The following is a 9,543-nucleotide window of genomic DNA, read 5'->3' as shown; positions in this document are numbered from 1 at the left end:
TGAGAGCTATCGACTGAAGGACAAACGAAAAGCAGGACAAACGGGAACGCGGGCAACAGCGAAAGCAGCCGCGTGACACAGGTCCCGGGTGGGTCAGATTTACTTCGGCGAATCGCCGAAAGGCGGGTCAGAATTCAATCGGCGTTGACAGCTTCGCGAGTTCCCAGGCTCTCGCATCTGCTGAAGTGGCTCTGTATCGGCTCAACCCGCCGTGGCGTGCTATTTCACGGCTGATCGTCGACGGAGACCGACCGAGACTGGCTGCGATCTCACGGATTGAAAGGCCTGCATGAATGCCGCGCGAGATTTCCTCTCGTTCGGCAAGTGTTAGCACGCGGGCTGACCGTTTCCTTACCGTTGGCACGATGCCGCCATGCGGTCGAACGATCGCGTGAATCGATGCTGCATGCTTGCCTAGCGAGCGGCCGATGTCGCTTAGCGACTCACCATCTTTCCATCTCTGCCACAACAACGCCTTTTGTTCGGCGGATAGTCCGCACCGCTTCTTCTTGCTCACCTACCTTACCTCCTGGGACGACATTAGACCAGAAGGTGTTGCAACGACCAGTTGAACGCGCCCTTGAAAATTTACTGCTCATAGAAGCAGGCTGTTGAAAGCGCCCCGTCATGACGACCGAAGCTACGTTCAGGAGACTTGCGCGTGCAATTTTCCGCTGAATTACCGGTTTGCCGCGCGATCCGCGCGGGGCGTGCGCACGCATGCAGTCCTGCTGGCGCGCAGTCTTCACGCCGTGGGCTCATCGCATCGCTCCTTGCGGCACCCCCCCTAGCATTCGGGCCATGCGGGTCAGATTGCTCGCAACCCTCGTCAGCTTGAAGTGCTGGTCGACGCGCTTGATACCGCGATAGACCGTCTGCCGGGTCCGACCGACCGTTTTACCCCAGCCGAAATGCTCTTCGATTCGTTTGCGGATGATCTGGCTAATCCGGTAGCCCGCGTGCCGCGAAGTGCGACCGTCGATTGCGCTGCCGCCCCAACGCTCATCGTTGCGCGCGATATGCGGTGTCACGTTGCGAGCGCGGCAATCGTTCACGAAGTCGCGGGTGTCATACGCCTTGTCGGCACCAACTGTCTTCGCATGAGCGCCTAGCACGCAATCGAGCAATTGCAATGCGCTGGCCCGCTCGGCGAAACCATCTGCGTGACTGACCACGGCGCCGACCACCAGCCCCGAGCGATTCTCCATCAGGATGTGCCCGTCGTAGCACAGGATGGCCGGGCTCTTGCGGCTCTTCTTGAACAATCGCGCCTCAGGATCAGTAGTCGACTCGTGCGTGGCATTGCTACGTCGCTCGCCTTTCCAGTCAGTGTCGGCGTTGCGGCCACCGCCGGCTGGCGGACCATCGTCCGGGCCGTCCTTGCGGCGGAAGCTCTTGTGACTGGCCCACGCCTGGATCAGCGTGCCGTCCACCGAGAAATGCTCTCTCGAGAGCAAGCCCCGCTTGTCCGCCAGGCTCATGACTTCGGTGAAGAACGCTTCCACGACTTCATGCCCCAGAAGCCGGTCGCGGTTCTTCGAGAACACCGAGTGGTCCCACACGGCGTCCTCAATCGCCAGCCCGACAAACCAGCGCAACAGCAGGTTGTAGCGCATCTGCTCCATCAGCATGCGCTCGCTGCGCACCGAGTAGAACACCTGCAACAGCAGCGCCCGCATCAGCTTCTCAGGCGCAATCGAGGCACGGCCGGTGTCCGCGTAGATGACGCTGCACAACCCGTTGAGCCGTTTCAACGCATCATTCACCAGTGTCGCGCGCGGGTAACCAAGCCCTACAAGCTGATGATCATCGACGAAATGGGCTACCTTCCGATGGATCGCGAGCAGGCAAATCTGCTGTTCTAGGTGGTGGCCAAACGATATGAGAACGGCAGCCTGATCCTGACGAGCAATTTGCCATTCGGCCAGTGGGACCAGACCTTCGCCGATGACGCCACGCTCACGGCGGCACTCCTCGATCGACTGCTTCATCACGCACACGTCGTCCCGATCTCCGGCGACTCGTACAGACTGAAGGAGAAACGTCAGGCCGGCATGATCAACCGTGTCCCGCCGCCATACCTAAGCGACGAGAACGACGTCAAACGCAAACGCAATTCGAAGGAGGTCAGCGCCACCCAATAACCGCAGGACGGGGTGTATCAAACTACGATTGCGTTCGCGTCCGAAGCTGTATCAACTTGAGATTGCGTTTGACACCAGCAACCGGATCGGTCGCAACGGGTGATCTGCCGGGACGAACTCCTCGAGCTTGACCGTCGTGAACAGGGGTTCCTGCATCTCATCCATTCCGCCATCGCAGCCGCTGCCAAAGATCATGAACACGATATCCATAACGCCCGTCCCTCAAACCCCGTTTACACGGGACCCAAATTCAACAGCCTGCTAGGGAACTCTATCCCCCTACATCGCGACCCTCCAGAGAGATATTGTCGCTTTCATTAGGCGATTGACGGGGCGACAGCTGCTAGCGGCGAGCACCATCGACGAGCATATCAATGCGGGGCAGAGAGCAGCGATGTGCTGCACAAAGTGATCGGCCAGTTAACGAAAGCAAGTAATGCGGCAGTGTATTGCAATATATTACATAAAAAATAGTAGCCTTCAGGGATGGTTAGACATTAAATCCATTTGTCATTAAATAATTTAACTTTCTTCGCATTAACAACCTGATTTAAAGGAAATCGCCATGAGTGTTCGTAACTACCTTGCACATCGCAACATTGTCCGCCGTATGGAACGTGAAGGACGTGCCTATCGCAGTTATCACGTCACCTTGACGGATGACGGGCACTGGATGCACGCGCCCGGCTCGGACTTTCTGTTCGCGTACCTCGAGAACTCCTGGCCTTCGGACGTGAAAACCCAGGTGGAGGACGCGTTCAAGCAGGCGTTGACGATGTCCTCGACCATCAAAACAGCCGTTCTGAATACCTCAGGACAGGCAGTGGAATCGGGGCTGTACCTTGTCGACCAGAGCACGATGACGCAAGCCATGAATTCCGTCGCGGGCATGGGCATTACGAGCGTTGACCAGAATAGCGAGAGCGGTTCCGGTACCGCGGTCTCCATTACCGAGCAGTTCTTTTCTGCAATTCTCGGCGGTCTCGGCGGAGACGTGGCACCGATGCTTGACTATCTCACGACCGAGATGGGCGATGTACAGGCACAAACGAAAAAGAGCACTGTCACGTCGAAATTCGGCACGGTGGTCGGGACCATTTCAGTCATGCCTGTGCTTAACGTTCCGGTCACCAACTTCGTCTACGCCTACTCGGACTCTCAAGCGAGCTCATGGTTCGTCAAGGTCAATTGCGGCAGCGAGGAGCACGAATCCTACTCGTACGCCTATACGGCCGTTAATTACAACTACGTCAAACCCGACGCCAAGTAATTGGTTAGCCGATGCACAGTAATTGGCTTGCTGTGCATCGGTGCTGTCGAGTCCGACGCCTTCAACGTTTTCCGCCTAGCGGGCGTCCAGATCTCGTTTAGAGCGGCGAACACAACCTGGACATCAGGCCCTAGAGGGTGTTAGGCACTTTTGTTAAGGGATGCAAAGTGGACAAGCATAAGCGCGGAGAATACGACGAAGTGCAATCCAGCCAGGGTTTCGGGCAACCGCTCGTAGTCTCTGGCCAGTCTGCGGAAGCGGTTGAGCCAGCCGAAGCTGCGCTCGACCACCCAGCGGCGCGGCAACAGCACGAAGCCCTTTTTCGCCTCCGGCAGCTTGATCACCTGCAGTTCAATACCCTCATCGAGTGCCGCCTGCGCAGGCTCTTCGCCGGTATATCCCTGATCCGCAAACGCCACCTTGACCGTGCGGCCCGTGGCCTGCTGAACCTGACGCGCCAGTTCACCGACCTGCACGCGCTCCTGCTCATTGGCCGGTGTCACATGCACCGCAAGCAACTGCCCCAAGGTATCAACCGCCATGTGGACTTTGCTGCCGCGCTTGCGTTTGTAGCCGTCGTAACCGGCTCGAGACCCACTCTCGCAGGTCGACTGCAGCGTACGCCCGTCGAGAATGACCGCGCCGGGTTGACCACGGCGTTCCTGCGCGACCCGGATGATCGAACGCAGGTCGCTCACCATGGCCTCGAAACAGCCTGCCTGAATCCAGCGTTGCGTTTGCTGGTAGACCATCTCCCACGGCGGAAAGTCGTTGGGCAACAACCGCCACGGTGCACCCGCGCGCACGATCCAGCGCAGCGCGTTGAACATCTCGCGCAGTTCGTAGCGGCGCTACGGTGCGTCTTTGCTGATCAAGGTCAGGTATGGAGCGGCGAAGTACCACTCTTCATCCGATACATCCGTTGGGTAAGGCCTGCGTTTTTTCATTCCGCCAGGTTACCAGGTCTGGCCGAAAGTGCCTAACACCTTCTAGCTAAGAGAAAGGAGCAAACAACATGAACGGTAAAGTGATTCGCCGCATTTGCAATCTTGTGCCCTCTAAAGGCACAGAACGCGACTGGCGATTTGAGCATGCGATCGAAGCTGAAGCAGTAGGAGCAGTAGCAGCATTACCGTCCAGTTACGATCTCCGCGCGCCTTGGTGGGCGATCGGTGATCAGGAGGCGACGGGCTCCTGCGTTGGATGGGGGTCGACGGACGGCGTGATGCGCTATCACCTAGTCAAGGCTGGCAAGTTGGGGCAGAACGAATTGCTGTCACCACGCTATACATGGATGGCATCGAAGGAGTCCGATGAATTTGTCGCGCGACCAGAATCCTTCATAGAGGAAGCGGGAACGAGTCTGAAAGCAGCGATGGAGATTTGCCGCAATTATGGTGTGGTAACCAATGAGCTATTGCCTTTTCACATCAACACCTTGATGTATACGGATGGTGAGGAAAAATTTTACGCCACTGCCGCGACACGACGCTTATCCGCCTACTTTAATTTGGGAAAAGATCTGAATCGTTGGCGGGTATGGCTTGCGTCGCACGGTCCGATCCTGGTCGGCGTTAACGTCGATGCCACGTGGGACAATGCAACCACGACGAACGGGAACCTCGACGCGTTCCAGCCCAGTACGGTCCGCGGCGGACATGCGCCGTGCGTTGTGGGTTATACGCAGGACCACCGTTTCATTATTCGGAACAGCTGGGGCGACTCCTGGGGGGACAAAGGTTTTGCTTACGCGAGCGAGGCATATATCAATGCAGGGTTCTTTAACGAGAGTTATGGCATCACGGTATGAGTCCATGTATTGGTGGCTGGCTCCGATTACGCATTCCGCCGCGCGCGGCGACATTGAGATGGTGCCTTGCCATCTTGGGTTTGGTCTTGCTTGCTTGTACTCCTATTGAAGGTGCGAAAGCTTTGAGACATAACGATAGCCGGACGATAACGGAAGCCGACAACGGCACGACCGTGGAGCTAGGTGCGGGCGAGACGTTCGTGCTGTATCTGTCTGAAAATGCGACGACCGGCTATCGCTGGGCGATCGATGGATTGGACACCGGCCTCGTGGAACTGCAGGAGAGCGACTATATCGGCGGTTCGGAAGCGGTTGGAAGCGGCGGCAAAGCACACTGGACTTTCCATGTTATGGCACCAGGTACGACTTATCTCAAGCTTAAATTGTGGCGCCCTGGGAGGGCGACCGCGCCATTCTGAAGCGTTTCGCGGTCACGCTGAAGATACTGCCGCCATAGTCAAAAAACAATCGGCCCCGGCATCAGAAAACGATTCGCGAAGTGTAACCATGCTGCGTGATGTCTGGCCACTCAGACATCAGTCGGCTGGACGGTGTGGAAACTTTGCCAAGGGCGGCTCCTGTTTTTCCCAAATATAATTCAGCCCCATCCCGCAATCCTGAACTCTCATTGCCGAGTCTCTACGCCCGAGTCATATTCTATTACTACTGGTTGCAGGTTTTTCTCAGGTGTTTGAGCTGGGTAAAGGGATTCGAGCGGTTGTCGTTGAAGCGGCTAGAATCCATCGCTTTGATCATGGAAAATGGCCCAACGCAAAGCCCGACAAGGGATTCCGATGGAATTGAGCGAAGTGCAATTCAACGAATTTGTCTTGCCTCATTTACCACGGGGTCGTCGTGGCCCGCTGCCGCGACTGCCACTGTACAGGATCTTCAACTACATCCTGAAGGCTCTGTACCTTGGATGCCAGTGGCACATGCTGCCGATAGACAGGAATCAGCAGGGTCGACGCGAAATTCATCCGACCAGCATTTACCGGATCTTTCGTCGCTGGCAGGCGAGCGGATGTTTCGACGCGATATTTCTGGCGTCAGTGCGCCGGCTTCAGCAGGACCAGTTGCTCGATCTGTCGATCATTCACGGCGACGGCACAACGACTGCGGCAAAGAAAGGCGGCGACAATCTCGGTTTCAGCGGTCACAAAAGACTCAAGGGCTGCGAGATCGTGGCTTTCTGTGATCGGCGCTGCAACGTCATCGCACCGTTCGTGGTCGCACCCGCCAATCACAACGAATCGCCGATGTTACGCGAGGCATTGCCCACACTGATGAAGACCGCCCGCGAAGCGGATCTGACACTACACGGCACGATCGTCAGCCTCGATGGCGCCGGCTCTGATGCAAACAGGGCCGGCGAATGGGTTAGAGTTGTCGGAACAAAACGAACCGACGAGCCGCGATGAGCAAGCTGAAGAGCCTGGACGAACTGTTTGCAGGCCGTCACTTTGACCGCGATGTGATCATTCTGCGTGTTCGCTGGTACCTGCGCTACAAGTTTAGCCTGCGCGATCTGGTTGAAATGATGGCGGAACGCGGAATGTCGCTGGCGCACACGACGATCCTGGGCTCGCTTCAGGAAACAGAAAATAAAGCACGCTAAGCGGATGAAACCCGCAGCTTGGGTACCCGCCTATGGTGCGGCGAACGCCTCGTCCATCTGCCGGTAGCGTTTGATTTCGTCGCCCTGGAGATAGATCGAGGTTGTCGCAATCGAGGCGAGCCGAAGGTTGTCGCGTACCGCCGTCAACTCCGCGCCGCGGGCGAGTGCATGCGTAGCGTGCGTATGACGTGTCCAGTGGGGACTGGCGCTTCGCAACTTTTCGGCCAGCACGGGATGATCTGCGCCGATGACATCGGCGGCCAGATGAAAAAAGCGACGCGACACATACCACAGACGGGAACGGGTGATGCCTGTTGCGCCTTCCTCGTCAACGCTTGCCAGTAATGGGGTCTTGGGATCCCAGCGCTGTGGGGTCACCGGCAGGCGCCGCTGGACGAGATACTGCTCGAGCGCGGTTCGGGCGAGTGACGGCACGGCTACTTGCCAGCCTTGCCGCCCTTACCGACGAGATTGATCCAATGGGCGCCATTTTCACCTATACGGATGTCCCCAAGTTTCGCGCCAACGAATTCGCTCGCTCGCAGACCTGTCGCGTACGAGAAGTCGAGCAGGAAGCGCAATCGCTGCGCGGCCGGTGTTCCCCATCCGTAGGACCACTCCAGTCCGTTGGCAATCGTGCGAACCAGCCCCCATTCGCCTTCAGTGAAGCCGCGCGACGTGTCGAGCGGCTTCACGCGCGTCTTGCCCCGGACCTTGATGCCGGCAAACGGGTTGGTGAGCACATAGCGCTGTTCGATGAGCCAGCGAAACAGTGCGCCGAGAACGGAAAGCGGCGCGTAGGCGGTCGAGCGCGCCGACAGGTTGCCGGCAAACGGACGCCACTCGAAAGCACTACGCGGCCGTGGCGGTCCGATCCAGCACTCGCGCGGCTGCGGATGCCGCAGGAAGCCGCGGTATGCAATCGCATCCTCAGTCGTGAGTGAGGACAGCGCCCGCCCGCGCTCGACGATGGCCCACAGGATCAGGCGCTCGGCTTCCTTGCGGTAGGCGCTTTGCGTGCCGATGGTTTCGTGCAGGGCAAGCCATGCCTGTACCGCTTCGTAGTCGTTGTTTGCGTCGAGCGCACAGGCCTGTCGCGGTGCACGGAAGCTGCCGTGCGAACCATCGACCTCATGGGGTATCCGTAGCCGTTCCCAGGGAACTACGGAGCTGGGTGTGTGTACCGTAACCAGCGCCAGGGCGCGCTCCGTCAACTGTGGGTGGGCTTCAAAAATGCCTCGATCTGACGGGCGCTGGTCTGGCCGAGCCCGGGCACGACGCTCCACCAGCGGCGTCGGCGGGGCACGCGAACTGTCAGGTCCGCGAGCGTCGCAATGCCATACGCACGCATCGTGCGCACAGCGCGGGGTGCGAGCCAGAGGCCGATGTCATCGGCGATTTTCGGTTGCGGTGCGGCCAACGTACGCAGGATGTCGATCGCGTGCGCGATCGCACCGGCCCGCTCGATCCGTTCACTGGCAGGGTGCTGGAACAGATCGGCCAGATCGGCGCGCTGGCGTTTCAGGGCAAGGTTGGCAAGCTGACGGCGGATGGCGCCGATGATGCCACGCGCAGATTCACCCTGCGCCCGGACGTGAGGCAGGTAGCGGTCCACGGCGGCCCGCGACGACAGGCCGGCATACCAGCCGCGCAGTGCGGCGAGTCGGTCAGCATCCGGGAACGCCGACGGTTCGGTAGGCATGGAGTGCGAGGTGGGCTGGGACTGACGTGTTTTCATGTTTGCCAGTTTGTAGAATAAAAATTGCTATCGCCATAAGAAGGATTATGACGATAGAACGGATTACACTGCGCTTTCCTGAACCGTCAATCCGGTGGAATCAGTGCCGCAAACCCTGTCGGCGCCATCCCCACCCCTTGCCGAGCCAACCATGCCATGACGTTCCATTCTCTCGCCTGCCGAGCGCGACAGTCTCTTCTCGTTTCCGGAGAGCCATGATGAGATCATCCGCCACTACACATTCAACGAAGCGGAACTGTCGCTGATTGGCCAGCACCGGGGCGCGGCCAACCGTCTGGGTTTCGCCGTCCAGCTCTGCTGCATGCGCTATCCGGGGATTATCCTGGGCGCAGGCGTCGAACCGCCGCCTGCGCTGCTGGAGTACGTTGCCGGGCAGCTCAGCATAGAACCGATGCTCGGGAAAGAGTATGCAAAGCGGGACCAGACGCGTCGCAGAACATCTGCTCGAACTGCAGGCCGCGCTGCAGTTGCGATTGCTCACTGTGCGTGACTACCGTCCGGCCGTGCAGGCCCTTGTTGATCTGGCGATGCAGACCGACAAGGGCCTGGTGCTCGCGCAGGCGCTGGTCGGATACCCGCGCCAGCAGGCAATCCTGCTGCCCGGCGCGAACGTGATTGAGCGGATCTGCGCGGAGGCCGTCACCCGCGCGACCCGCCGCATCTACGATGTTCTTACGTTATCACTGTCGGATGAGCACCGGACAAGACTCGACCAGCTATTGACGCGCCGTGATGACGGCCGCATGACATGGCTCGCATGGCTGCGACTGCCGCCGGGGAAGGCGAGTTCACGCCAGATGCTCAAGCATATCGATCGCCTCAAAATCCTCCACGCCATTGACCTGCCCGCAGGCCTCGACCGGATGGTTCACCGGAACCGTCTGCTCAAGATCGCCCGCGAAGGCGCGCAGATGACGCCTGCCGACCTGGCCAGATTCGAAA

General features: G+C 58.8%; 6 protein-coding genes and 6 pseudogenes. 7 read left to right on the top strand and 5 right to left on the bottom strand.

Annotation, left to right across the window (positions count from 1 at the left end; translation table 11 throughout):
* Positions 1-127 precede the first annotated feature (127 nt).
* Together AB3X89_RS37995 and AB3X89_RS37990 are read right to left on the bottom strand one after the other, a co-directional pair.
* Entirely contained in the window at positions 128-517 is a 390-nt protein-coding gene (locus AB3X89_RS37995; protein WP_368587776.1) for a helix-turn-helix domain-containing protein, read from the bottom strand.
* A gap of 241 nt (positions 518-758) precedes the next feature.
* Positions 759-1,769 (bottom strand): annotated as a pseudogene (locus AB3X89_RS37990) (IS5 family transposase); the annotation flags it as partial.
* Between the two features lie 27 nt (positions 1,770-1,796).
* Between AB3X89_RS37990 and AB3X89_RS37985 the strand changes: the two are divergent.
* Positions 1,797-2,144 (top strand): annotated as a pseudogene (locus AB3X89_RS37985) (ATP-binding protein); the annotation flags it as partial.
* 51 nt (positions 2,145-2,195) lie between these two features.
* On the opposite strand, the gene AB3X89_RS37980 reads toward AB3X89_RS37985, so the two are convergent.
* Complete coding sequence (locus AB3X89_RS37980; RefSeq protein ID WP_368587775.1) at positions 2,196-2,354, bottom strand: hypothetical protein; 159 nt, start codon at positions 2,352-2,354, stop codon at positions 2,196-2,198.
* 355 nt (positions 2,355-2,709) lie between these two features.
* On the opposite strand from AB3X89_RS37980, the gene AB3X89_RS37975 reads away from it, so the two are divergent.
* Complete coding sequence (locus AB3X89_RS37975) at positions 2,710-3,414, top strand: hypothetical protein (RefSeq protein WP_368587774.1); 705 nt, start codon at positions 2,710-2,712, stop codon at positions 3,412-3,414.
* A 140-nt stretch (positions 3,415-3,554) separates the two neighbouring features.
* Here the strand turns inward: AB3X89_RS37975 and AB3X89_RS37970 are convergent.
* Positions 3,555-4,361: pseudogene (locus tag AB3X89_RS37970) on the bottom strand (IS5 family transposase).
* Positions 4,362-4,429: 68 nt separating this feature from the next.
* On the opposite strand from AB3X89_RS37970, the gene AB3X89_RS37965 reads away from it, so the two are divergent.
* From AB3X89_RS37965 to AB3X89_RS37950, 4 genes and pseudogenes are all read left to right on the top strand, one after another.
* Positions 4,430-5,224 carry a C1 family peptidase gene (locus AB3X89_RS37965; RefSeq protein WP_368587773.1) on the top strand — a complete coding sequence of 265 codons (795 nt, stop codon included), beginning with the start codon at positions 4,430-4,432 and terminating at the stop codon, positions 5,222-5,224.
* A 74-nt stretch (positions 5,225-5,298) separates the two neighbouring features.
* On the top strand, positions 5,299-5,643 hold the full coding sequence (locus AB3X89_RS37960; protein ID WP_157646418.1) for a protease inhibitor I42 family protein: 345 nt from the start codon (positions 5,299-5,301) through the stop codon (positions 5,641-5,643).
* 375 nt (positions 5,644-6,018) lie between these two features.
* Positions 6,019-6,645 carry a transposase gene (locus tag AB3X89_RS37955; RefSeq protein ID WP_368587772.1) on the top strand — a complete coding sequence of 209 codons (627 nt, stop codon included), beginning with the start codon at positions 6,019-6,021 and terminating at the stop codon, positions 6,643-6,645.
* Positions 6,642-6,806: pseudogene (locus AB3X89_RS37950) on the top strand (IS6 family transposase); the annotation flags it as partial. The gene AB3X89_RS37955 and the pseudogene AB3X89_RS37950, both read left to right, overlap by 4 nt.
* Positions 6,807-6,872: 66 nt before the next feature.
* Here the strand turns inward: AB3X89_RS37950 and AB3X89_RS37945 are convergent.
* A pseudogene (locus AB3X89_RS37945) lies at positions 6,873-8,580 on the bottom strand (phage integrase family protein).
* Between the two features lie 166 nt (positions 8,581-8,746).
* Here AB3X89_RS37945 and AB3X89_RS37940 point away from each other — a divergent pair.
* Positions 8,747-9,543 (top strand): annotated as a pseudogene (locus AB3X89_RS37940) (DUF4158 domain-containing protein); the annotation flags it as partial.

The organism is Paraburkholderia sp. BR14320, assembly GCF_040948665.1.
Taxonomy (GTDB): Bacteria; Pseudomonadota; Gammaproteobacteria; order Burkholderiales; family Burkholderiaceae; genus Paraburkholderia; species Paraburkholderia youngii.
Note: the sequence above shows the minus strand (reverse complement) of the source record. Positions and strands in the feature narration are given on the sequence as shown.

Coding starts and splice junctions, on each gene's coding strand:
- AB3X89_RS37980 (WP_368587775.1), bottom strand. CDS start 2,354: ATGGATATCGTGTTCATGATCTTTGGCAGCGGCTGCGATGGCGGAATG.
- AB3X89_RS37975 (WP_368587774.1), top strand. CDS start 2,710: ATGAGTGTTCGTAACTACCTTGCACATCGCAACATTGTCCGCCGTATG.
- AB3X89_RS37965 (WP_368587773.1), top strand. CDS start 4,430: ATGAACGGTAAAGTGATTCGCCGCATTTGCAATCTTGTGCCCTCTAAA.
- AB3X89_RS37955 (WP_368587772.1), top strand. CDS start 6,019: ATGGAATTGAGCGAAGTGCAATTCAACGAATTTGTCTTGCCTCATTTA.